Consider the following 21,525-nt stretch of genomic DNA (forward strand, 5'->3'; position numbering starts at 1 on the left):
CGCTCAATATAAAAATTAAGGGAACATATGAAGATTGCGGTAGCGGGTTTGGGTTATGTGGGGTTATCCAATGGTGTCCTGCTGGCGCAGCAGCATGAAGTGGTTGCGCTGGATATCGCTCCCGAGCGTGTTGCGATGCTTAACCGCAAGAAGTCGCCGATCGAAGATCGCGAGCTGGAAGACTATCTGCGCAACAAGCCTTTGAACTTCCGGGCAACGCTGGATCCCGTGGACGCTTTTCAGGGGGCCAGCTACGTAATCATTGCCACTCCAACTGATTACGATCCGGCAACAGACCAGTTCAATACGCAGACGGTAGAGGCGGTGATTCGACAGGTGATGACCATCAACCCGCAGGCGGTCATGATCATTAAGTCGACTGTGCCGGTGGGCTACACGACCAAGACGCGGCAGGCATTTGACTGCGGTAACCTGATTTTCTCCCCGGAATTCCTGCGCGAGGGCAAAGCGCTGCACGATAACCTCTTCCCGTCTCGTATTATCGTGGGCGAGCGTTCAGCGCGCGCTGAAGTCTTTGCAGGCATGTTGCGAGATGCGGCCATCAAACAGGACATCCCGCTATTGCTGACCGAGTCGACGGAGGCGGAAGCGATTAAGCTGTTCGCTAATACCTATCTGGCGATGCGTGTGTCGTTCTTCAATGAGCTGGACAGCTATGCCCTGAGCCATAGCCTCGACAGTCGGCAGATTATTGACGGGGTTGCCTTGGACCCTCGTATCGGCAGCCATTACAACAATCCCTCGTTTGGCTATGGTGGTTATTGCCTGCCCAAGGACACCAAGCAACTGCTAGCCAATTATCGGGATGTGCCACAGAACCTGATTCGCGCGATTGTTGACTCCAATCGGACGCGCAAGGATTTTATCGCGGAAGATATCTTGCGACGTAATCCAGAAGTGGTGGGCATTTACCGGCTGATTATGAAGTCGGGCTCAGATAATTTTCGGGCATCTAGCATTCAGGGAGTCATGAAGCGGATCAAGGCTCAAGGGATCAAAGTCATCATTTATGAGCCGGCTTTGCATGAGGCGGAATTTTTCCATTCACCGGTCATAACCAATCTGGCAGCTTTTAAGCATGAGGCGGACGTGATCATTAGTAACCGTATGGCGGACGAGCTGCTAGACGTAGAAAGCAAGGTCTACACGCGAGATCTTTTTGGAGAGAATTGAGTGCTGCTGCGGGTCTTGGTATGTCGTTCGCAAATGATGGACTATCCGCTGCGAAAGCGTTCTGCTTGAAAGATGCGATTCCCTCAGGTTGCGGTCAAGAACCGTTTGGTTAAAACCAATCTCTCACTATGGACCCGGCTCTTTGTCACAACGCTACCGGCCCGGACAGAACATGGATAAATCAAAGATATTACTAGCGACCGGCTTGAGCGGTTTCGTTGGTCGCCACTTGCAAACGCTGCCGATGCCTGCGTCGGGCTCTTGGCGCCTGCTTGAATCGCTACCATATGACCTGCTTGACCCCGTTTCCCTGGATGCCTGGCTGCAGACAGGCGTTCCGGATGCGGTGATTCATCTGGCGGGGCAGACCTTTGTGCCGGAGGCCTTCAAGGATCCTGCGCATACGCTGCAGGTCAACCTGCTGGGCACCCTGAACCTGCTGCAGGCCCTCAAGCGTGCCGGGTTCAACGGCACCTTTCTGTTCGTCAGTTCCGGCGATGTTTATGGCCAAGTCGCCGAGGCGGACTTGCCGATCACCGAGAGCCTGGCACCAAAACCGCGCAATCCTTATGCGGTGAGCAAGGTTGCCGCGGAGTTGCTGTGCCTGCAGTGGGGTTACGCCGAAGGCTGGCGCATGCTGATTGCCCGCCCATTCAACCATATCGGCCCTGGGCAGGCGCCAAGCTTCGTGGTGCCCGGCATGGCGCAGCAGATTGTACGCGCCGATGGGGCGCAACGAATCACCCTGGAAGTGGGGGATATCGACGTCAGCCGGGACTTCTTGGATGTACGCGATGTGATTTCTGCCTACTTCGCTCTGCTGGAACATGGACGAAGTGGTGAAATCTACAACCTGTGCTCAGGAGTAGAACGCACGATTCGCGAGTTGATCCTACAGATGGCCAGGCTGAGGGGAGTCAGCGTCGAGCTCGTTCAAGACCCTTCGCGCTTGCGCCCTGCAGATCAGCGCAGGGTGGTCGGCAGTGCAGCAAAACTACAACAAGACACTGGCTGGAAGCCCAGTATTTCAATCACGGAGACCCTGCAGAGCGTGCTCTCTGACTGGGAAGCAAGAGAAGTATAAAAATGTCTAAAGTTGCTTTGATTACCGGCCTGACCGGCCAAGATGGTGCTTATCTGGCTAAACTGCTGCTGGAAAAGGATTACGAAGTACATGGCCTGGTGGCACGGCGCAGTTCGGATACCCGCTGGCGCTTGCGCGAGCTGGGTATCGAGAACCAGATTCGCTACATTGAAGGTGATCTGGCCGATGCCTGCTCCATCCAGCGTGCTGTGATCAAGGCTAAGCCGCAGGAGGTCTATAACCTCGGCGCACAGAGCTTTGTCGGTAGCTCCTGGGATCAGCCGGTTACCACTGGCATCGTCGATGGCCTGGGCGTGACCCATCTGCTGGAGGCCATTCGCCAGTTCAGCCCGGAAACTCGCTTTTACCAGGCTTCGACCAGCGAGATGTTCGGCCTGATCCAGGCAGAGCGGCAAGACGAGAATACGCCTTTCTATCCGCGCAGCCCCTATGGGGTGGCCAAGCTGTATGGCCACTGGATAACCGTCAACTACCGCGAGAGCTTCGACTTGCATGCCTCCAGCGGTATCCTTTTCAACCACGAGTCGCCGCTGCGCGGCATCGAATTCGTCACTCGCAAGGTCACCGACGCGGTGGCGCGGATCAAGCTCGGCAAGCAGCGTGAGCTGCGCCTGGGTAACATCGACGCCAAGCGCGACTGGGGTTTTGCCGGCGACTATGTCGAGGCCATGTGGCTGATGTTGCAACAGGAGCAGGCCGACGACTACGTGGTGGCTACCGGCATCACCACCACAGTGCGGGACATGTGCCGGCTGGCCTTTGCCCACGTTGGGCTGAATTATGAAGAGCATGTGGTCATTGACCCGCAGTTCTTCCGCCCGGCCGAAGTCGAAGTGCTGTTAGGTAACCCGGCCAAGGCTGAGCGCAAACTGGGCTGGCAGCCGAAAACCAGCCTAGCCACTCTGATCGAAATGATGGTTGAAGCGGATCTTCGCCGCCTCAGCAAGGAGTAAGACACATGATCGTTCCCGTCATTTTGTCCGGTGGCGCCGGTACCCGCCTGTGGCCGGTATCGCGTGAGGACCATCCCAAGCCCTTCATGCGCCTGCCGGATGGTCAGTCTCTGTTGCTGAAAACCTACCTGCGCGCCGCCGGGCTGCTTGGCGCGGGAGGCGAGATTGTCACGGTGACTAACCGCGAGCACTATTTCGAGAGCAGGGACCACTTTGCCGCGGCCAAGCTGGCGGGTTGCCGGGCGCGCTTTCTGCTGGAACCGCAGGGGCGCAACACTGCGCCGGCGCTGGCAGTCGCCGCCCTGGCCCTGGCGGCTGAACACGGTGATGATGCGGTGTTGGTCGTGATGGCTGCGGATCACCTGATTCACGACTTGGCGGGCTTCAAGGCGGCCACCGAGCACGCGGTGCGACTGGCCGAGCAGGGTTATCTGGTGACCTACGGTGTACGCCCGACCGCTCCGGAAACCGGCTTTGGCTATATCGAGGCAGGTACTGCGCTGGATGAGCTGGGTGGTTGCCAGGTGCAGCGCTTTGTCGAGAAACCGGATAGCGTGACGGCCCAGGAGTACCTCGACAGCGGTCGCTTCCTGTGGAATTCGGGCATGTTCTGTTTCACCGCCGGTAGCCTGATCCGCGAGCTGCAGGCTCATGTTCCCGACCTGCTCGAGCAGGCGCGTGCTTGCGTTGAGCATAGCTCTTTGCAGACCAGCGCCGGCGGCTTGATGCAGGAGCTGCAGGGGAGCAGCTTTGCGGCATTGCCGGACATCTCCATCGACTATGCGGTTATGGAACGCTCCACACGGGTGGCGGTAGTTCCTGCGCAATTCGACTGGAGCGATATAGGGTCGTGGAAGACCCTGCGCGAGCTGGTGGAGGCGGATGCCGACTGCAACCGTAAGCAAGGCGATGCCCTTTTCATTGATAGCCGCAATACCTACGTACAGAGCCAGGGGCGCTTGGTTGCCACGGTCGGGGTCGACGACCTGATCGTGGTCGAAACCGCCGATGCAGTGCTGGTTGCACATGCCGACCGCGCACAGCAAGTAGGCCAGGTGGCTAAACGGCTGAAGCTGGAGAACCACCAGGCCTATCGCCTGCATCGTACGGTCGCGCGCCCCTGGGGCACATACACCGTGCTCGAGGAGGGCCCGCGCTTCAAGATCAAGCGCATCGTGGTGAAGCCTGGTGCAGCGCTGTCGCTGCAGATGCATCACCATCGCAGCGAGCACTGGATCGTCGTGCAGGGCATGGCCAAGGTGGTCAACGGCGGCGAGCCGCGCCTGATCAACAGTAACGAATCGACCTTTATTCCCGCAGGCCACAAGCACCGTCTGGAAAATCCGGGGGTGATCGATCTGGTGATGATCGAGGTGCAGAGCGGCGAGTATTTGGGCGAGGATGACATCGTTCGCTTCGAAGACCAGTATGGCAGGGTGCACTGATGGCGCTGGGTATGGCCCGCGCGGTATGGAGTTACCGCGGTTTCGTAGTGGGCAGTGTCCAGCGCGAATTCCAGACGCGCTACCGCAATTCCCTGTTCGGTGCGGCGTGGATGATCCTCAATCCGCTGTCGATGATCATCGTCTACACAGTGATCTTCTCCCAGCTGATGCAGGCCCGCCTGCCTGGTGTGGATAACGGCTTGGCCTATGGCATCTACCTGTGCGCCGGAATCCTGGCTTGGGGATTCTTCGCCGAGGTAATCGGGCGCAGCCAGTCGGTGTTTCTGGAGCACGCCAATCTCATTAAGAAGCTGAGCTTCCCCCGTATCTGCCTGCCCTTAATTGTGGTGCTAAACGCGAGCTTGAACTTCGCCATCATTTTTGCGCTGTTTCTCGGTTTCTTGCTGGTGACGCAGAACTTTCCGGGCTGGGTGGTGCTGGGGGTGGTACCTTTACTGTTGATCCAGATCGCATTCTCCATCGGTCTAGGCATACTGCTCGGCGTGCTCAACGTGTTCTTTCGCGATGTCGGGCAGTTTGTCGGTATTTTCCTGCAGTTCTGGTTCTGGCTAACGCCGATCGTCTATCCGGTGTCGATTCTGCCCGATGCTATTCGTCCGCTAATCGAAGCCAACCCCATGGTGCCGCTTATCTCCGCCTATCAGGGCATCTTCGTCCAGGGCCAATGGCCGCAGTGGTCGACGCTCTGGCCTTCCGCGCTGCTGGCCGGGGTGTTCTGTCTGTTGGCGATGCGCCTTTTCCGAAAGCGCTCCGGTGAAATGGTGGATGAACTCTGATGGGTAGCATTCAAGTTGCTCAGCTGAGCAAAGCCTACAAGCAGTATCCCAGCCGCTGGGCTCGTTTGGCCGAGTGGTTGATTCCCTTTTCCAAGCCTCGCCACCAGCTAAAGTGGGTGCTGCAGGACATCTCGTTCAACGTCTATCCCGGTGAGGCCTTGGGCATCATCGGGATCAATGGCGCGGGCAAGAGCACGCTGCTAAAGATGATTACCGGTACGACTCAGCCGAGTCGCGGACAGATCCAAATCCAGGGGCGCGTGGCGGCACTGCTTGAGCTGGGTATGGGCTTCCATCCGGATTTCAGCGGCCGGCAGAACGTATTTATGGCCGGCCAGCTGCTGGGGCTGAGCATGGAAGAGCTGCAAGCGTTGATGCCCGAGATCGAGGCTTTCGCAGAGATCGGCTCGTATATGGACCAGCCGGTTCGAACCTACTCCAGTGGTATGCAGATGCGCCTCGCATTTAGCGTGGCAACGGCGCGGCGGCCGGATGTGCTGATTGTCGATGAAGCGCTGTCTGTTGGTGACGCTTATTTCCAGCACAAGAGCTTCGATCGAATCCGCGAGTTCCGTAAGTCAGGCACCACGCTGTTGATCGTTTCGCATGACCGTCAGGCAATTCAGAATCTCTGTGATCGGGCAATCCTGCTAGCTCATGGCCGTCTTGCTCTGGAGGGGGCGCCTGAAGAGGTGATGGACTTCTACAGCGCGATGCTGGCGGAAAAGGAGCAGCTGACGATTCGCCAGGAACGTCTGGACAACGGCAAGGTTCGTACTATTTCCGGCACTGGTGAGGCCAGCTTCAGCGATGTCACCCTGCTAAATGCTCAGGGCCAGCGCGTTGAGGTGCTAGAGGTAGGTAGTCAGACCGTTCTCGAAGTTACAGTGGATATCAAGCAATCCATTCCAAGGCTGGTGCTTGGGTTTATGATCAAGGACCGCATGGGGCAGGCGATCTACGGCATTAATACTCATCGGCTGCACCGCGAACTGGAGGCTCTTTCGGCAGGTGAGCGCATCGTCTATCGCTTCGCCTTTCCTGCAAATCTGGGCAAGGGTAATTACTCGATTGCCTTGTCCCTATCTCGCTTTGACTCGCATTTGGACACCAATTACGAGTGGCGCGATTTCGCGCTGGTGTTCCATGTGATCAATATCAACAAGCCCGATTTCGTTGGTTGTGCCTCACTGGATGCTGAAGTCAGCATTCAGCGTCAGCTACAGCCCGCCTGAGTTCTACTGCCGCGAGATTTCCATGCGTTTTCTTATTGAATGCACCTACGTCTATGAACATCCCCAGGACAATTCGGGGATCCAGCGAGTGGTGCGCAATATCGTCAATAACCTAGGTGAGTTGGCTGGCGATGCGGAGTGCGTGCCGGTTATCCTGAAAAACGACAAAGTATTCCGCGTGAGGCAGCTCAGCCCTGGTCCTGATGGCCGCTGGTTGAGCCGTTCTCAGGCCTGGTTATCATTGACTCATGATCGTCTGGGCCGGCTGCGCCAAAGAGTTTGGCTCGCATATGCGCGGCGCGAGCGTCAATGGCCACTGCATCACTCACCCACGTTGCGCTTCTTGGCGCGCTTGGCTTGCAGGGGCCTTAGTTTCTCCCTGGCGGTACCGCAGAAAATGCTGGCGCGGGTGTCCTTGAATTATGTGGACAAGACCCGGGCGGTGGAAATGACATGCCAAGCCGGCGACGTGCTGGTGCTGTTGGACTCTTCCTGGCACGCCGATTTTTTCCCGGTGGCCGAGCGTCTGCAGCGAGAAGGCGTGGGTATTGTTTCGGTCATATACGACCTGATTCCGTTGACCCACCCGCAGTTTTGCGATGAAGGCCTGGTGCGTGTCTTCGAGCAATGGTTCGACTGGATCGCCCGCACGGCCGATGGTTTCATCGCCATCTCCCAGACCATCAGCGATCAGGTGCGCAGCGAGGTGCAATGGCGCCTGGGGCGCGACATGGCCGCGCAACGCTGGTTCGACCATTTCCATCTGGGCAGCGAGTTGGATAGGGCTCATCCGGGAGCGGTAGTGCGCCACGAGGTGCGGCGCATGTGCAAGTCGCACCCGGTTTACCTGATGGTCAGTACCATTGAACCGCGCAAGAATCATGCATATCTGCTTAATGCCTTCGAGCGCCTTTGGGATGAGGGTGCTGATGTGGCGCTATGTTTTGTCGGCAAGATCGGTTGGAAGACCGAAAAGCTGATTGAGCGAGTTAGGCAGCATGCTGAGCTGAACAAACGTCTGTTCATGTTCAACGATCTCAGTGATCGAGAGCTTGAGTATTGCTATAGCCACTCGCGAGCTTTGGTCTTCCCGTCGTATGTCGAGGGCTTCGGTCTTCCACTGGTGGAGGCGATGCAGCGCGGCTTGCCCGCCATGGCCAGCGACATCCCGGTATTCCGTGAGATTGGTGGCGACTCCATGGCTTATTTTGGCCTGTCCGAGCCCGAGTCGCTGTGCCGTCTGGTCCGGCATTTCGAGGAGAGCGGCAAATTTCCCGCTCAGGCTTGTCTGAGTCAGTGGTCATGGTTGTCCTGGAAGGACTCGGCTGCGCAGTTGGTTGCGCGTGTGCGTCGTCACACTGGTGTACCTCGAAGTATTGAGCGGACTGCAGAATCCGATGTCCGTATCGATCGCCTTTAACGCCTCGATCCTGCGCGCGCCGCGTACCGGTATTGGCCAGTACCTGGTCGAGCTGATACGCGCTCTAGCGGTGGATTCCGAGTTCGAGCCGCTGCTGTTTAACGGCTGGAGTTGGCGTGAGCAGTTGCCGGCCGCAGCGTTGCCCGGTTATTCCCGCTTGAGTGCTCTGGTAAAGCGCGGAGTGCCGAATGCATATGCTCTGCGCCGAGTAATCGAGCAGCGGCGTTTCAGTCGCAGGGCAGGATGCGCGGATCTTTATCACGAGCCCAGCCTATGGCCTTTCGAGTTCGACGGACCGATGGTCATGACCGTCCACGATCTGACCCATGTGCGTTTCCCACAGACGCAGCCCGCAGATCGTCTAGCGGCGATCGAGCAGCACGTAGTCCGCGGACTACAGCGGGCACGGCGCATTCTGGTGGATTCGCAGTTTGTTGCTGACGAGATTTGTGCTTATTACGGTCTGCCGATCGAGCGCTTGGCGGTAGCGCCGCTGGGCTGTGCGGCGCGGTTCTACCCCCGTTCGCCCGAACAACTGGCTGCGCGGATGGCGGCGTTGGGTCTGCAGTCGGGGCAGTATCTGTTGTGCGTGGGTACTTTGGAGCCACGGAAGAACCTACAGTTGGCTTTGAGGGCCTACCAGCGCTTGCCTGCTTCATTACGTGAGCGCTTTCCATTGATTTTGGCTGGAATGCCTGGCTGGCGCACCGAACAGTTGGCAGAGCCTTTGCGGCGTGCAGTCGCCAGCGGGCAGGTTCGCTTGCTGGGTTATCAAGATGACGACTGCCTGGCCGAGCTGTTTGCTGGTGCCCGTCTATTGCTGTTTCCCTCACTTTATGAAGGTTTTGGCCTGCCGGTATTGGAAGCGATGGCCAGTGGTACTCCGGTAATTCTTAGCCGAGGTTCTGCGCTGCCTGAAGTGGCTGGAGACGCTGGGTTGTACATTGATCCGCTGGACGAGATGGACTGCGCTTCCGCAATCGAATTGCTCATTGAGGATGCTGCGCAATGGACGAGGCAACGCGTTGCCGGTCTGGAGCGCGCTCAGGATTTCTCATGGGCACGTTGCGCACGCATTACCTCCATGGTCTACCGGGAGGCACTGGCTAACTGATGCGCGTACTTCACTTGTTCAAAACCTATTTCCCCGATTCCATGGGTGGCATTGAGCAGGTGATTTTTCAGCTCTGCCAAAGCGGTATCTCCCATGGCATCCACAGCGAGGTTCTAACTCTTAGCCAGAATCCGCAACCTAGCGAGGTAATGGTCGCTGATCATCGAGTGCATCGCGCTAAATTGAATCTCCAGATCGCCTCGACTGGCCTCTCTTACAGTGTGCTGGGGCGCTTCCGTGCCCTGGCCGAACAAGTGGACCTTATTCACTACCACTTTCCCTGGCCATTCATGGATCTCATCCACTTTATTGCGGGCATTGAGAAGCCAGTGGTGGTCTCTTACCACTCAGACATTGTTCGGCAGAAGCATCTAATGCGGTTGTATGCTCCTTTAATGCGCCGTTTCCTCGATCGTGCAGATCGTCTCGTTGCCGCCTCGCCCAACTATGTGGAAACCAGTGAGGTTCTACGTCGATATGGACAGAAAACTACCGTTATCCCCTATGGTCTGGACAAACAAGGCTACTCGCAGGTCAGCCCCGAACGTTTAGATCATTGGCGAGAGCGTTGTGGTAAACGCTTCTTTCTGTTTGTCGGAGTGATGCGCTATTACAAAGGACTGCACATCCTTTTGGAGGCTGCTCAGGGGAGCCAGTACCCAATCGTCATTGTGGGCACAGGGCCTCTTGAAACTGAGCTCAAGAGTCAGGCTCTTCGGCTGGGTTTGAGTAACGTGCAGTTTTTGGGGCGTCTCGGTGACGAGGACAAAGTCGCCCTGCTACAGCTTTGCGCCGCCTTCGTTTTTCCTTCGCATCTGCGCTCCGAGGCCTTCGGTATTTCGCTCTTGGAAGCAGCTATGTATGGCAAGCCTATGATTTCTAGCGAGATTGGCACCGGAACTAGTTACATCAACATTCACGGTGAGACTGGTCTCGTCGTCCCCCCTGGCGATCCTTCGGCTTTCCGTGCTGCGATGGACAAGTTGTGGAGCTCTCCTGAAAGCTGTGCTCGGATGGGGCGGCAGGCCGAAATGCGTTACGAGAAGCTGTTTACTTCCGCACTCATGGGGCGGCAGATGGCCGATCTTTATCGGCAAGTCGTTACTGAAACTAGGTTGGCGAAATAAAAAACCCGGCGCTAGGCCGGGTTTTTTATGCTCTGGAGAAGGCTGTCTTACTCGACCGCCTTCACCATGTCTTCGATGACCTTCTTCGCGTCGCCGAACACCATCATGGTCTTGTCCATGTAGAACAGTTCGTTGTCCAGGCCGGCGTAGCCGCTGGCCATGGAGCGCTTGTTGACGATGATGGTCTTGGCCTTGTAGGCCTCGAGGATCGGCATGCCGGCGATCGGCGACTTCGGATCGTTCTTCGCCGCCGGGTTGACCACGTCGTTGGCGCCGAGCACCAGCACCACGTCGGTCTGGCCGAACTCGGAGTTGATGTCCTCCATCTCGAACACCTGCTCGTAAGGCACTTCGGCCTCGGCCAGCAGCACGTTCATGTGGCCCGGCATACGGCCGGCTACCGGGTGGATCGCGTACTTCACGGTCACGCCGCGGTGGGTCAGCTTCTCGGCCAGTTCCATCAGCGCGTGCTGGGCACGGGCTACCGCCAGGCCGTAGCCGGGGACGATGACCACGGTGTCGGCGTTGGTCAGCAGGAAGGCGGCGTCGTCGGAGGAGCCCGACTTCACGTTGCGCTCCTGCTGGGCACCGGCCGGGCCGCCGGCATCAGCGTCGGCACCGAAGCCGCCGAGGATGACGTTGAAGAACGAGCGGTTCATCGCCTTGCACATGATGTAGGACAGGATGGCGCCCGAGGAGCCCACCAGCGAACCGGCGACGATCAGCATCGAGTTGTTCAGCGAGAAGCCGATACCGGCCGCCGCCCAGCCCGAGTAGCTGTTGAGCATGGACACCACCACCGGCATGTCGGCACCGCCGATCGGGATGATGATCAGCACGCCGATGACGAAGGCCAGGGCCACCACGATGGCGAAAGCGGTGATGTTGCCGGTGAAGGTGAAGTACAGGCCCAGGCCCAGGATCGCCAGGCCGATGACCAGGTTGACCATGTGCTGGCCCTTGAACACCACCGGGGCACCCTGGAACAGACGGAACTTGTACTTGCCCGACAGCTTGCCGAAGGCGATCACCGAACCGGAGAAGGTGATGGCACCGATGGCCGCGCCGAGGAACAGTTCCAGGCGGTTGCCCGAGGGAATGGCGTCACCCAGGTTGGCGACGATGCCCAGCGACTGCGGTTCAACGACCGCGGCAATGGCGATGAACACGGCAGCCAGGCCGATCATGCTGTGCATGAAGGCGACCAGTTCCGGCATCTTGGTCATCTCGACACGCTTGGCCATGATGGAGCCGGCGGTACCGCCGACCAGCAGGCCGACCAGCACGTAGCCCAGGCCCTTGGCAGCGCCGCCCTCGGCCATTTCCGCGCCGAGCTTGAACACCAGGAAGATGGTGGTGACCACGGCGATGGCCATGCCGATCATGCCAAAGGCGTTGCCCTGGCGCGACGAAGTCGGGTGGGAAAGGCCTTTCAGCGCCTGGATGAAGCAGACGGAAGCGACCAGGTACAGCAGGGTGATCAGGTTCATGCTCATCTTATTTGCCCTCCGCCTTGGCCTTGGGCGCCTTCTTCTTGAACATTTCCAGCATGCGGCGGGTGACCAGGAAGCCACCGAACACGTTGACGGCGGCCAGGGCCACGGCCAGGGTGCCCATGGCCTTGCCCAGCGGGGTTACGGTCAGGGCGGCGGCCAGCATGGCGCCGACGATGACGATCGCGGAGATCGCGTTGGTCACGGCCATCAGCGGGGTGTGCAGGGCCGGGGTGACGTTCCATACCACGTGGTAGCCCACGTAGATGGCCAGCACGAAGATGATCAGGTTGTAGATGCTGGGGGAAATCAGTTCCATGTCTCTACTCCTTAGCCGTTGGTGCGCACGACGTTGCCATCGCGGCACATCAGGCACGCGGCGACGATGTCGTCTTCCAGGTTGAGGTGGAAATGGCCTTCCTTGTCGATGACGAGCTTGAGGAAGTCCAGCAGGTTGCGCGCGTACAGCGCCGAGGCATCCGCCGGCACCAGGGCCGCCAGGTTGCTGTAGCCGACGATGGTGACGCCGTGCTTGACGACGACCTGATCGACTTCGGTCAGCGGGCAGTTGCCGCCCTGGGCAGCGGCCAGGTCGATGACCACCGAGCCCGGCTTCATCTCTTCCACGGTTGCTTCGTGCAGCAGGGTCGGCGCCTTGCGGCCCGGAATCAGCGCGGTAGTGATGACGATGTCGGCCTGCTTGGCGCGCTCGTGCACGGCACCAGCCTGACGCTGCATCCACGACGCTGGCATCGGCCGGGCATAGCCGCCAACGCCCTGGGCGCACTCGCGCTCTTCGTCGGTCTCGAACGGCACATCGACGAACTTGGCGCCGAGCGACTCGATCTGTTCCTTAACGGCAGGACGCACGTCGGAGGCCTCGATCACCGCACCCAGACGCTTGGCGGTGGCGATGGCCTGCAGACCGGCCACGCCGGCACCGAGGATCAGCACGCGAGCGGCTTTCACGGTACCGGCCGCGGTCATCAGCATCGGCATGAAGCGCGGGTAGTGGTTGGCACCCAGCATCACGGCCTTGTAGCCGGCGATGTTGGCCTGCGAGCTCAGCACGTCCAGGCTCTGCGCTCGGGAGGTACGCGGGGCGGCCTCCAGGGCGAAGGCGGTAATGCCACGGGCGGCCATGCGCGCGATGGTCTCGTTGCAGAACGGGTTGAGCATGCCAACCAGTACCGCGCCGGACTTCATCAGCGCCAGTTCGGCGTCGTCAGGGGCCACGACCTTGAGCACCAGATCGGCACCAAACACGGTAGCGGCATCGCCAATATTGGCGCCGACGACTTCATAAACGTGGTCGGGCAGGCTGGCTTTCACGCCGGCACCGCTCTGCACAGTCACCTGATGGCCCTGGGCGATCAGCTTCTTGATGGTTTCGGGAGTTGCGGCAACGCGCGTCTCCCCGGCGTGGGTCTCGAGAGGAACACCGATGTGCACTGAGAAATCTCCTGCGTGATCGTTTTGGTGAACCAGCGCACTACGTGTGGCACGCGGGTGTGTGGGATCAGCACAAAGCCGCACCGGAAGAGGGCGGGCGCGGCATTTTGCAGGCGATTGCGAAGGCCTTCAAGAAATTCTGAAGCGGTACTGATTGATAACTACAAGTCATGGTGTGACTTGTAGTTCCTGTATTGGTTCGCAAAGTGCCGATATTGCTGGTGCGCGCCGCGATTTGCGGCAGATAGCGGCGCAGAGCGGCATTCGGCGCGTGAATGGCCGTTCGTCGATTTGCCCGGATGGGCGGGGTGGCCTGCGGCAGGCGGCAGAAAATGTCGTAGAGGCGACGCTATGTAGTCGCCGGCGCATCAGACTACGCTGGGGCGCCGGCCGGGTGGCGGCCGCGATGCAGCCGCGGCGGGGTCAGGATGCCAGCGCCTTGCGCGGGCGGATGCAGGTGGGGCCGGCACGGTGCTCTACCGCCTGCTGGACGTCCGCACGCAGGCCGAGCAGGAAGCCGAGTTCGGCGACCACGAACAGCGGGCCGACCACCAGCCCCATCAGGTCATCGACGAAGGCCGGCTTGCGCCCCTCGTAGTAGTGGCCGATGAACTGGATGATCCAGCCCACCACGAACAGGCTGAGGCCGGCGCTCAGCCAGAGCAAGGTGGTCTGCTGTGCCAGCGCCGCGCCGGCCCACAGGCTCAGGGCCAGCAGCGCGCCCATGATGACGCCGAAGCGCAGGTCCAGGCGCAGATAGAACAGGGTGGCGGCCAGTGCCGTGAGCAGCGCTGGCGAGGCCCACAGGCCGGCCAGTTCCCAGCTGGGGCGTGACAGCAGGACGGCGACGGCCACGACTATCATCGGGATGCCGATGAAGTGGCTGAAGATGTTGCGGCGGTCGCGGTGGTATTCGGCGTACTGGCCGAGATGGTCGACGAGGGTTTTCATTGTTATAGGTCCTCAGCAAGGCAGGGTGATGGCATGATCGCGTCAGCCCCCGTTGCACGACTGTCAGCTAGCCGACAATGACCATGACCGAGATTCGCCCCCTGCTGGAAAGCGGCCAGTGGTTCAGCCACCTGCCTCCTGCCCTGCGCGATGCGCTGCTGGGCGAGGCGCGCCTGCTGCAGCTGGAGCCGGGGCAGCGCCTGTTCCGCCGTGGCGAACCACCCTGCGGGCTGTACGCCGTGCTCGAGGGCATGATGCGCGTCGGCGCGGTCAGTCGTGACGGCAAGGAGGCGCTGCTGACCCTGGTCGAGCCGCCCTACTGGTTTGGCGAGATCTCCCTGTTCGATGGCCAGCCGCGCACCCACGATGCCTATGCCGAGGGCCCGGCGCGCCTGCTGCAGGTCCCCCAGGCTGCCTTGCAGACCCTGCTCGCGCGCGAGCCCGGCTACTGGCGTGACTTCGCCCTGCTGATGAGCCAGAAGCTGCGCCTGGCGTTCATCGCCCTGGAAGAGATGAGCCTGCTCCCGGCTGCACCCCGTCTGGCCCGGCGGCTGCTGATGATGGCCGAGGGCTATGGCGAGACCGGCCCGCGCCGGGTGCTGCACCTGGCCCAGGAGCAGCTGGCGCTGATGCTCGGCCTGTCACGACAGACCACCAACCAGATCCTCAAGGACCTGGAGGCGCGGGGTGCGCTACGTCTCACCTACGGCGAAATCGAGATCACCGATCTCGGGACTTTGCGCCAGGCCGCAGGCGTGGCCTGAGGCTTGGGCTAAGCTAAAAGCAGGCGTTTTGCCAGCAATCCCTTCTCCGTTTTAAGGTTCCAGGTCGTCCCGATGCAGTCCGCTTTTTGCCGGCTTCTGTCCCTGCTGTGTCTGTGCCTGCTCAGCGGTGTCGTGCGGGCCGAGTTGCCGCTGCTCGATCTGCGCCGTGCCGATGTCGATACGGTACCGGCCGTGCGCCTGCTGGAGGATGCCTCGGGCCAGCTGTCGCTGTACCAGGCGCGTGGCCGCCTGCTGAGCGAGGGCACGGAGCTGCGCGGCGTGCCTTCGCTGGGCTGGAGCGAGAGTGCCTGGTGGCTGGGCTTGAAGCTGCAGGGGCGCGCCGGCGAGCGCTACTACCTGTGGCTGGATCACACCTTTCTGGACGACGTGCAGCTGTGGGTCTTCGTCGGCGACCAGCTGCAGCTCTACCGCCAGGTCGGCGACCGTCTGCCCTTTTCCCGGCGCGAAGAGCCGGTGCGGGCCTTCATGTTGCCGCTGCCGACGCTGGGCAGTGCACCGCAGGAACTGTACCTGCGGGTGTCCAGCAGCTCGTCCATCGGCCTGCCGCTCAAGCTCATACCTGCCGAGCAGAAGGACCGTCTGCTGGCCAGCAGCTGGCTGAGCAACGGCCTGATCGTCGGTGCGCTGCTGGTGATGGCGCTGTTCCACCTGCTCAAGTTCGCCACCTTGCCGGATCGCCGCCTCGGCTATTACTGCGCCACCATCTTCAGCGTTGCCTGGTACAACGCCTCGATCAACGACCTGACCAACCTGCTGCTGTGGCGCCACCTACCCTGGGTGGCGCCGTTCGAGACCAACCTGTTCGGTGTGCTCACCCTGGTCTGCAGCACCCTGTTCATCAGTGCCTCGCTACGCCTGGATCAGGGCCTGCCGCGCCTGCTGCGTCACCTGCTGATCGCCGCGCACGCTGCCGCCCTGGTCTGGGTCGAGGTCAGCGGCGGGCGCCATGGCTCGGCCGAGGCGGTCAACCTGATGATGCTGCTGACCGGCCTGTTCCAGCTCAGCCTGACCCTGTTCGCACTGCACCTGCGACGGCCCTATGCCGGCTGGTTCGCGCTGTTCTGGAGCGCCGCCATCCTGCTCATGCTGATGCTCGCGTTGAGCCGTGCCGGGGTGATGCCGCGCAATCTCTGGCTCGATCTGCTGCATGCCTGGCTGCCGGTGATCTCGGTGTTCCTCTTCGGCATGCTCAATGGCCGCCAGCTGGACGATGTGCGCCAGGCGCTGCTGGCCTCGCGCGAGCAGGCCATCGTCAATCTGGAGCAGTATCGCGGGCTGTTCCGCAACGCCGCCGAGGGCATCTTCCGCTGCAACCGCCAGGGCCTGTTGCTGGAGACCAACCCCAGTTTCCTGCGCCTGCTCGGCCGCCCCGAGTCCGCTGCCGAGCTGCTCCAGGCCCAGCCGATCCAGGGCCTGCTGGCGGCCGGTGACTGGCAGCGCCTGTGCGGCCAGTTGAGCGACGCGCAGCCTACCGCCAGTGGCGAGGTGCAGCTGCAGACCGCCGATGGCCAGAGCCGCTGGGTGCACCTGTCGCTGCACGAGCAGCGCAGCCAGCACTGTATCGAGGGCATAGTCGTCGACCTCAGCGAGCGGCGTGCCCTGGAGCAGCGCCTGGCCCGCCAGGCGGCGCACGACTCGCTCACCGGGCTGGTCAACCGTCGCGAGCTGGAGCGCCTGTTGCAGGGCAGCCTGGAGGGCAGTGGCCGGCGTTTCAGCCACCTGCTGTTCCTCGATCTGGACCAGTTCAAGCAGGTCAACGATCTCTGCGGTCACTCGGCCGGCGACCAGCTGCTGCGCCAGCTGGCCAGCCACCTGCTCGGCAGCCTGCCGAGCCAGGCCGAACTGGCACGCATCGGCGGCGACGAGTTCGCCGTGCTGCTCGCCGGCTGTGAGCGCCACGAGGCGCTGGCGCAGGCGGAACGGCTGCGCCAGGCGGTCGAGGAGTTCATCTTCAGTTACGGCGGGCGGCCATTCCGCCTGTGCGTCAGCATCGGTGTGCTGGAGCTGGAGTCCGGCGTGCGCGACTGGGAGGAGGCGCTGAACTGGGCGGACAACGCCAGCAGCATGGCCAAGGCCCAGGGACGCAACCGCGTGCACCTGTTCAACCCGGCCGATGGCGCGCTGGTCGAGCACCAGCGCCAGCTGCAGTGGATCGCGCGTTTGCGCGAGGCCATCGAGCAGCAGCACTTCGAGCTGTTCTACCAGCCGGTGCGGCCGTTGCAGGTGAGCGAGGAGGGCCTCCACTACGAGGTCCTGCTGCGCTACCGCGATCCACAGTCCGGCGAGTGGGTGGCGCCCGGGCAGTTCTTTGCCGCCGCCGAACGCTACGGCTTCCTCGGCCAGATCGACCGCTGGGTGCTGCGCCGTTACTGCGAATGGCTGGCCGCCAACCCGCGTCATCAGATGGAGCTGGGCCAGGTCAACATCAACCTCAGCGCTCCGTCGCTGCTCGACCCGGAGTTCCATGACCTGCTCGACGAGCTGCTGGACACCCATCGCCTGCCGGCTACTCGCCTGTGCCTGGAGATCACCGAGATGGTTGCCCTGGCCGAGCTGGGCAGCTCCGCCGGTTGGATCGAGCGCCTGCGCCGGCGTGGCCTGCGGGTGGCGCTGGATGATTTCGGCAGCGGTTTTGCCTCCTATGCCTACCTGCGCCACCTGCCGCTGGACCTGCTGAAGATCGACGGCACCTTCGTACGCGGCATCGAGCGTGACCCGATCAACCGCGCCATGGTCGGTTCCATGGTGCAGATCGCTCGCCAGCTGGGCCTGCGCACGGTCGCCGAGTTTGTCGAAAGCGCAGCGGCGCAGGACTGCCTGCGCGAGCTGGGGATCGACTACGCCCAGGGCTATTTCATCGGCCGTCCGCACCCGCTGGCGGAACTGGCCGATGCACTGGCCGCGGAGCCGTTGCTGCCGCGCTAGACGTCAACCGTCGTGGCGGCCCAGCAGGTGTTCGGGAATCCGCCCGAGGAAATCCTGGCGCAGGCCGAGCATGCGCGCCGGTCGGCTTTCCAGCAGGCTGTCCAGTGGCTGGTTGCTTGGCAGTGCCAGCAGCTGGGCCACCAGGTTGAGCACCAGTGCCTCGCGGGAAAAGACCCCGCTGCCCAGGGCGTAGTACGCCGCGATCAGCTCGCGCAGGCCGAATGGCAGGCGCCAGCGGATGCGCAACGCCGAGCCGAAGCCGGCCGCACGCCGACGCAGGGCCTGCTCGATGTCGTCGTTGCCCAGCTCGCCGCCGGCTTCCTGCCAGTCCTGCAGGCTGCGCAGCAGGGCCAGTTCGCCGATGTTGTGCAGCAGTCCTGCCGTGTAGCACAGCTCATGATCCAGGCGCAGTTGGGCGGCCAGCCAGTGGGCCAGCTCGGCGCTGCGCTGCGCCTGTTCGCCCACCTGGCTGGCCAGCTCGGCCAGGCGTGGGTCCTGCAGCCGTGCATTGCGCTGGACGGCCATGCCCAGCACCAGGTTGAGCGCGCGGGCCACGCCGATGCGCTGCAGGGCCTGGGTGAGCGTCTGGCAGATGCCGCCACGCTGCTCGGCAGCGCTGTTGGCTGCGGCGATCAGGCGGGCGGTGATCTGCGGGTCGCGGGCGAATTCGCGTGCCAGCTGGCCCAGGTCGGTGTCGTAGGCCTGCAGGCTGCTGCTTACGGCGCCGCGGATGTCGGCCAGTAGCGGCGCGCCCTGGCCTTCTTCGCGCACATCGTCGAGGTACTGGCCGAGATCACTCACCAGCAGCGCCGCCGGTGCGGCCAGGCTCTCGTTGCAGGCCGCCGGCAGCAGGCCGTCGAGGCGCTGGCGCAGCTGCTCGGCATTGAACGGCTTGGCCAGGTAGGCGGCAGGTGCCAGCGGCAGCACCGCACGTACGCTGGCGGCATCTACCCGGCTGCTGATCAGCACGCAGGGCAGCGCCGGAATGCGCGGGTGGCGGCGCAGCTGACGGAGCAGCTCGATGCCGTCCAGCCCTGGCAGCTCGCCGTCTGCGATGACCAGGTCGGGCAGCTTGCGCCGGCAGCGGGCCAGCGCGGCTTCGCCATCCGTGAAGCGCTGGATATGCGCATCCGGGCGTGCCGCCAGTACCAGTTGTGCCAGGAGGTCGGCGGTCCAGGGGTCGGCCTCGGCAATCAGAACATCGGGTACGGCAGCCGCGGCAAACATGAGGAACTCGATAGTGGCAAAATAATGGCGTAAAAGCGCGGGGCGCGCATTCTACGTATTCGCCGAAGCCAAGCCAGCCATGTCCGACGAAATACCGCCGTCTATTGTCCGGCAGGCAGGGCCGGTCGCCAGCCGCTGAGGTTCAGTTACCGCTGGCGAGCTGGCGATCCAGCAGGCGGCGGCTGGCATTCAGCACTTCTTCCTGGCGCTGCGGCGTGGCGAGCATGCGCGCCACCAGCAGCGCACCGACACACTGGGCGAGGATTGCCCAGGCCAGCTGCGGGTCGCCGAGGACCTCGCCCCAGGCCTGCTGCAGGCGCACCAGCCAGTGCTCGGCGGTCTCGCGTACGGCGAGGTCGGCGCGGGCGATTTCCGCGCCCAGGGTGGGCAGGGCGCAGCCGCTGTCGGGCTGCTCGACGTGCTGCATGTTGAGGTAGATGTCCAGGCAACGCTGCAGCTTGTCGGCAGCGCAGCCGGCGGCGCCCAGCAGTGCCACGCTATGGCTTAGCTCGCGCTCGACGATGGCGGCGAACAGCGCGTCCTTGGAGGCGAAATGACCATAGAAGGCGCCGCCGGTAAGGCCGATGGCCTTCATCAGGCCATCCACCCCGGTTGCGGAAAAGCCGCCGCGCTTGGCCAGCGCGCCGCTGCTGGCGAGCAGCTTGTCGCGGGTCTGCGCCTTGTGTTCGGCGGAATAGCGCATGACGGAACTCCTGCTTGACGAATGCCGGAAGCGTAACATAACGTCCGTTAACTAAACGATCGTTTATCAAATGAGGTGAGCGGCATGAGCGACAAGAAAGTGGTGCTGGTTATCGGCGCCGGCGACGCCACCGGCGGGGCCATCGCCAAGCGCTTCGCCCGCGAGGGCTATGTGGCTTGCGTGACCCGGCGCAGCGCCGACAAGCTGCAGCCGCTGGTCGACGAGATCCGTGCCGCCGGAGGCGAGGCCCACGGCTTCGCCTCCGACGCACGCAAGGAGGAGGAGGTCGCCGCGCTGGTCGAGGGCATCGAGCGCGACATCGGCCCGATCGAGGCCTTCGTCTTCAACATCGGCGCCAACGTGCCGTGCAGCATCCTCGAGGAAACCGCGCGCAAGTACTTCAAGATCTGGGAGATGGCCTGCTTCTCCGCCTTCCTCACCGCCCAGGCGGTGGCGCGGCGCATGGTCACCCGCGGCCGTGGCACCATCCTCTTCACCGGCGCTACCGCCGGCCTGCGCGGCGCCGCCCACTTCGCCGCCTTCGCCGGCGCCAAGCACGGCGTGCGCGCCCTGGCGCAGAGCATGGCGCGCGAGCTTGGGCCGCGGAACATCCATGTCGCCCACGTGGTGGTGGACGGCGCCATCGACACCGCCTTCATCCGCGACACCTTCCCCGATATCTACGCACGCAAGGACCAGGACGGTATCCTCGATCCAGAGCATATTGCCGACAACTACTGGTTCCTGCACACCCAGCCGCGCGATGCCTGGACCTTCGAGCTGGATCTGCGCCCCTGGATGGAAAAATGGTGAACGGCGGGCGGCGCGGCGCTAAGGCGTCGTTGGCGAGGTGCTCATTGGCGGCACAGCCAACTGCGCTTTCTCCCCGCCCCGCCGCCTAGCCTGAGCGCCTTTCGCTCAGCCCCGCTTCCAGGCCGATAACAACAAGCACAAAAGAGAGACACTCCATGAGCAAGACCGTCGAGTTCTACTTCGATTTCGGCAGCCCCACCACCTACCTGGCCTGGACCCAGCTGCCCAGGCTCTGCGCCGAGGAAGGCGCGACCCTGGTGTACAAGCCGATGCTGCTCGGCGGAGTGTTCCAGGCCACCGGCAACGCCTCGCCGGTGACCATTCCGGCCAAGGGCCGCTTCATGCTGCAGGACCTGGCGCGCTATGCCCGGCGCTACCAGGTACCGATGCAGTTCAATCCGCATTTCCCGATCAACACCCTGCCGCTGATGCGCGCGGCGGTGGCCGTACAGCAGCGCCTGCCGGAGCGTTTCGAGGCTTTCCTCCAGCTGATCTTCGAGGCCATGTGGGTGCAGGCGCGCAATCTCGGCGACCCGGCCGTGCTGGGCGAGGTGCTGGCCGCCGGTGGTTTCGACCCTCAGCAGCTGCTGGGGCTGATCTCCGAGCAGGCGATCAAGGACGCGCTCAAGGCCAACACCGACGAGGCGATCAAGCGCGGCGTGTTCGGGGCGCCGAGCATGTTCGTCGGCAACGAGCTGTTCTTCGGCCAGGACCGCCTGGACTTCGTGCGCGAGGCGCTGCAGGCGGGGTGAGATCTTTTCTCTCCCCCGTCCCAGCCCGCGAAGC

General features: G+C 62.2%; 19 protein-coding genes. 13 read left to right on the forward strand and 6 right to left on the reverse strand.

Features of this window, described 5'->3' with window-relative positions; genetic code table 11:
- Positions 1 to 27 precede the first annotated feature (27 nt).
- From PA6_RS10755 to PA6_RS10795, 9 genes are all read left to right on the forward strand, one after another.
- Entirely contained in the window at positions 28 to 1,194 is a 1,167-nt protein-coding gene (locus PA6_RS10755) for a nucleotide sugar dehydrogenase (protein WP_021700946.1), read from the forward strand.
- A gap of 172 nt (positions 1,195 to 1,366) precedes the next feature.
- Positions 1,367 to 2,278 (forward strand): GDP-mannose 4,6-dehydratase, encoded by a 912-nt coding sequence (locus PA6_RS10760; RefSeq protein ID WP_021700947.1) that lies wholly within the window; start codon positions 1,367 to 1,369, stop codon positions 2,276 to 2,278.
- Between the two features lie 2 nt (positions 2,279 to 2,280).
- The gene (gene gmd, locus PA6_RS10765) at positions 2,281 to 3,252 is read left to right on the forward strand and encodes a GDP-mannose 4,6-dehydratase (RefSeq protein WP_021700948.1); all 972 of its coding nucleotides are present in this window, start codon (positions 2,281 to 2,283) and stop codon (positions 3,250 to 3,252) included.
- 5 nt (positions 3,253 to 3,257) lie between these two features.
- Positions 3,258 to 4,697 carry a mannose-1-phosphate guanylyltransferase/mannose-6-phosphate isomerase gene (locus PA6_RS10770; protein WP_021700949.1) on the forward strand — a complete coding sequence of 480 codons (1,440 nt, stop codon included), beginning with the start codon at positions 3,258 to 3,260 and terminating at the stop codon, positions 4,695 to 4,697.
- Positions 4,697 to 5,494 (forward strand): ABC transporter permease, encoded by a 798-nt coding sequence (locus PA6_RS10775; RefSeq protein WP_021700950.1) that lies wholly within the window; start codon positions 4,697 to 4,699, stop codon positions 5,492 to 5,494. The genes PA6_RS10770 and PA6_RS10775 overlap by 1 nt, the downstream gene beginning before the upstream one ends.
- Positions 5,494 to 6,729, forward strand: a complete 1,236-nt coding sequence (locus PA6_RS10780) for an ABC transporter ATP-binding protein (RefSeq protein ID WP_021700951.1) — start codon at positions 5,494 to 5,496, stop codon at positions 6,727 to 6,729. Before PA6_RS10775 ends, PA6_RS10780 begins: the two co-directional genes overlap by 1 nt.
- 22 nt (positions 6,730 to 6,751) lie before the next feature.
- Positions 6,752 to 8,149 (forward strand): glycosyltransferase family 4 protein, encoded by a 1,398-nt coding sequence (locus PA6_RS10785; protein ID WP_021700952.1) that lies wholly within the window; start codon positions 6,752 to 6,754, stop codon positions 8,147 to 8,149.
- The gene (locus PA6_RS10790; protein ID WP_021700953.1) at positions 8,127 to 9,263 is read left to right on the forward strand and encodes a glycosyltransferase family 4 protein; all 1,137 of its coding nucleotides are present in this window, start codon (positions 8,127 to 8,129) and stop codon (positions 9,261 to 9,263) included. The genes PA6_RS10785 and PA6_RS10790 overlap by 23 nt, the downstream gene beginning before the upstream one ends.
- Entirely contained in the window at positions 9,263 to 10,390 is a 1,128-nt protein-coding gene (locus tag PA6_RS10795; RefSeq protein WP_021700954.1) for a glycosyltransferase family 4 protein, read from the forward strand. Before PA6_RS10790 ends, PA6_RS10795 begins: the two co-directional genes overlap by 1 nt.
- A 47-nt stretch (positions 10,391 to 10,437) precedes the next feature.
- Here the strand turns inward: PA6_RS10795 and PA6_RS10800 are convergent, their stop codons facing one another.
- The 4 genes from PA6_RS10800 to PA6_RS10815 form a co-directional block, all read right to left on the reverse strand.
- On the reverse strand, positions 10,438 to 11,886 hold the full coding sequence (locus PA6_RS10800; RefSeq protein WP_021700955.1) for an NAD(P)(+) transhydrogenase (Re/Si-specific) subunit beta: 1,449 nt from the start codon (positions 11,884 to 11,886) through the stop codon (positions 10,438 to 10,440).
- Position 11,887: 1 nt separating this feature from the next.
- Positions 11,888 to 12,202, reverse strand: coding sequence for an NAD(P) transhydrogenase subunit alpha (locus tag PA6_RS10805; protein ID WP_021700956.1), 315 nt, complete (start codon positions 12,200 to 12,202; stop codon positions 11,888 to 11,890).
- Between the two features lie 11 nt (positions 12,203 to 12,213).
- Positions 12,214 to 13,335 carry a Re/Si-specific NAD(P)(+) transhydrogenase subunit alpha gene (locus tag PA6_RS10810; protein ID WP_021700957.1) on the reverse strand — a complete coding sequence of 374 codons (1,122 nt, stop codon included), beginning with the start codon at positions 13,333 to 13,335 and terminating at the stop codon, positions 12,214 to 12,216.
- Positions 13,336 to 13,758: 423 nt separating this feature from the next.
- Entirely contained in the window at positions 13,759 to 14,286 is a 528-nt protein-coding gene (locus PA6_RS10815; RefSeq protein ID WP_021700958.1) for an Mpo1 family 2-hydroxy fatty acid dioxygenase, read from the reverse strand.
- Between the two features lie 77 nt (positions 14,287 to 14,363).
- Between PA6_RS10815 and PA6_RS10820 the strand changes: the two genes are divergently transcribed.
- Together PA6_RS10820 and PA6_RS10825 are read left to right on the forward strand one after the other, a co-directional pair.
- Positions 14,364 to 15,050, forward strand: a complete 687-nt coding sequence (locus tag PA6_RS10820; RefSeq protein ID WP_021700959.1) for a Crp/Fnr family transcriptional regulator — start codon at positions 14,364 to 14,366, stop codon at positions 15,048 to 15,050.
- 72 nt (positions 15,051 to 15,122) lie between these two features.
- Complete coding sequence (locus tag PA6_RS10825) at positions 15,123 to 17,996, forward strand: EAL domain-containing protein (protein ID WP_021700960.1); 2,874 nt, start codon at positions 15,123 to 15,125, stop codon at positions 17,994 to 17,996.
- Positions 17,997 to 17,999: 3 nt separating this feature from the next.
- Here the strand turns inward: PA6_RS10825 and PA6_RS10830 are convergent, their stop codons facing one another.
- Positions 18,000 to 19,223, reverse strand: a complete 1,224-nt coding sequence (locus PA6_RS10830; RefSeq protein ID WP_021700961.1) for an HDOD domain-containing protein — start codon at positions 19,221 to 19,223, stop codon at positions 18,000 to 18,002.
- A gap of 142 nt (positions 19,224 to 19,365) precedes the next feature.
- Entirely contained in the window at positions 19,366 to 19,926 is a 561-nt protein-coding gene (locus PA6_RS10835) for a TetR/AcrR family transcriptional regulator (RefSeq protein ID WP_021700962.1), read from the reverse strand.
- 84 nt (positions 19,927 to 20,010) lie between these two features.
- Between PA6_RS10835 and PA6_RS10840 the strand changes: the two genes are divergently transcribed.
- Both PA6_RS10840 and PA6_RS10845 read left to right on the forward strand, forming a co-directional pair.
- On the forward strand, positions 20,011 to 20,739 hold the full coding sequence (locus tag PA6_RS10840; protein ID WP_021700963.1) for an SDR family oxidoreductase: 729 nt from the start codon (positions 20,011 to 20,013) through the stop codon (positions 20,737 to 20,739).
- A gap of 155 nt (positions 20,740 to 20,894) precedes the next feature.
- A complete protein-coding gene (locus tag PA6_RS10845; protein ID WP_021700964.1) occupies positions 20,895 to 21,491 on the forward strand; it encodes a 2-hydroxychromene-2-carboxylate isomerase in 597 nt (198 codons plus the stop codon).
- Positions 21,492 to 21,525 lie beyond the last annotated feature (34 nt).

The organism is Aquipseudomonas alcaligenes NBRC 14159 (assembly GCF_000467105.1).
Lineage (GTDB): Bacteria > Pseudomonadota > Gammaproteobacteria > Pseudomonadales > Pseudomonadaceae > Aquipseudomonas > Aquipseudomonas alcaligenes.

What these genes read in the sequence shown, in the direction of transcription:
- PA6_RS10755 (WP_021700946.1), top strand. Translation starts at nt 28, where the DNA reads ATGAAGATTGCGGTAGCGGGTTTGGGTTATGTGGGGTTATCCAATGGT.
- PA6_RS10760 (WP_021700947.1), top strand. Translation starts at nt 1,367, where the DNA reads ATGGATAAATCAAAGATATTACTAGCGACCGGCTTGAGCGGTTTCGTT.
- gmd (WP_021700948.1), top strand. Translation starts at nt 2,281, where the DNA reads ATGTCTAAAGTTGCTTTGATTACCGGCCTGACCGGCCAAGATGGTGCT.
- PA6_RS10770 (WP_021700949.1), top strand. Translation starts at nt 3,258, where the DNA reads ATGATCGTTCCCGTCATTTTGTCCGGTGGCGCCGGTACCCGCCTGTGG.
- PA6_RS10775 (WP_021700950.1), top strand. Translation starts at nt 4,697, where the DNA reads ATGGCGCTGGGTATGGCCCGCGCGGTATGGAGTTACCGCGGTTTCGTA.
- PA6_RS10780 (WP_021700951.1), top strand. Translation starts at nt 5,494, where the DNA reads ATGGGTAGCATTCAAGTTGCTCAGCTGAGCAAAGCCTACAAGCAGTAT.
- PA6_RS10785 (WP_021700952.1), top strand. Translation starts at nt 6,752, where the DNA reads ATGCGTTTTCTTATTGAATGCACCTACGTCTATGAACATCCCCAGGAC.
- PA6_RS10790 (WP_021700953.1), top strand. Translation starts at nt 8,127, where the DNA reads ATGTCCGTATCGATCGCCTTTAACGCCTCGATCCTGCGCGCGCCGCGT.
- PA6_RS10795 (WP_021700954.1), top strand. Translation starts at nt 9,263, where the DNA reads ATGCGCGTACTTCACTTGTTCAAAACCTATTTCCCCGATTCCATGGGT.
- PA6_RS10800 (WP_021700955.1), bottom strand. Translation starts at nt 11,886, where the DNA reads ATGAGCATGAACCTGATCACCCTGCTGTACCTGGTCGCTTCCGTCTGC.
- PA6_RS10805 (WP_021700956.1), bottom strand. Translation starts at nt 12,202, where the DNA reads ATGGAACTGATTTCCCCCAGCATCTACAACCTGATCATCTTCGTGCTG.
- PA6_RS10815 (WP_021700958.1), bottom strand. Translation starts at nt 14,286, where the DNA reads ATGAAAACCCTCGTCGACCATCTCGGCCAGTACGCCGAATACCACCGC.
- PA6_RS10820 (WP_021700959.1), top strand. Translation starts at nt 14,364, where the DNA reads ATGACCATGACCGAGATTCGCCCCCTGCTGGAAAGCGGCCAGTGGTTC.
- PA6_RS10825 (WP_021700960.1), top strand. Translation starts at nt 15,123, where the DNA reads ATGCAGTCCGCTTTTTGCCGGCTTCTGTCCCTGCTGTGTCTGTGCCTG.
- PA6_RS10830 (WP_021700961.1), bottom strand. Translation starts at nt 19,223, where the DNA reads ATGTTTGCCGCGGCTGCCGTACCCGATGTTCTGATTGCCGAGGCCGAC.
- PA6_RS10835 (WP_021700962.1), bottom strand. Translation starts at nt 19,926, where the DNA reads ATGCGCTATTCCGCCGAACACAAGGCGCAGACCCGCGACAAGCTGCTC.
- PA6_RS10840 (WP_021700963.1), top strand. Translation starts at nt 20,011, where the DNA reads ATGAGCGACAAGAAAGTGGTGCTGGTTATCGGCGCCGGCGACGCCACC.
- PA6_RS10845 (WP_021700964.1), top strand. Translation starts at nt 20,895, where the DNA reads ATGAGCAAGACCGTCGAGTTCTACTTCGATTTCGGCAGCCCCACCACC.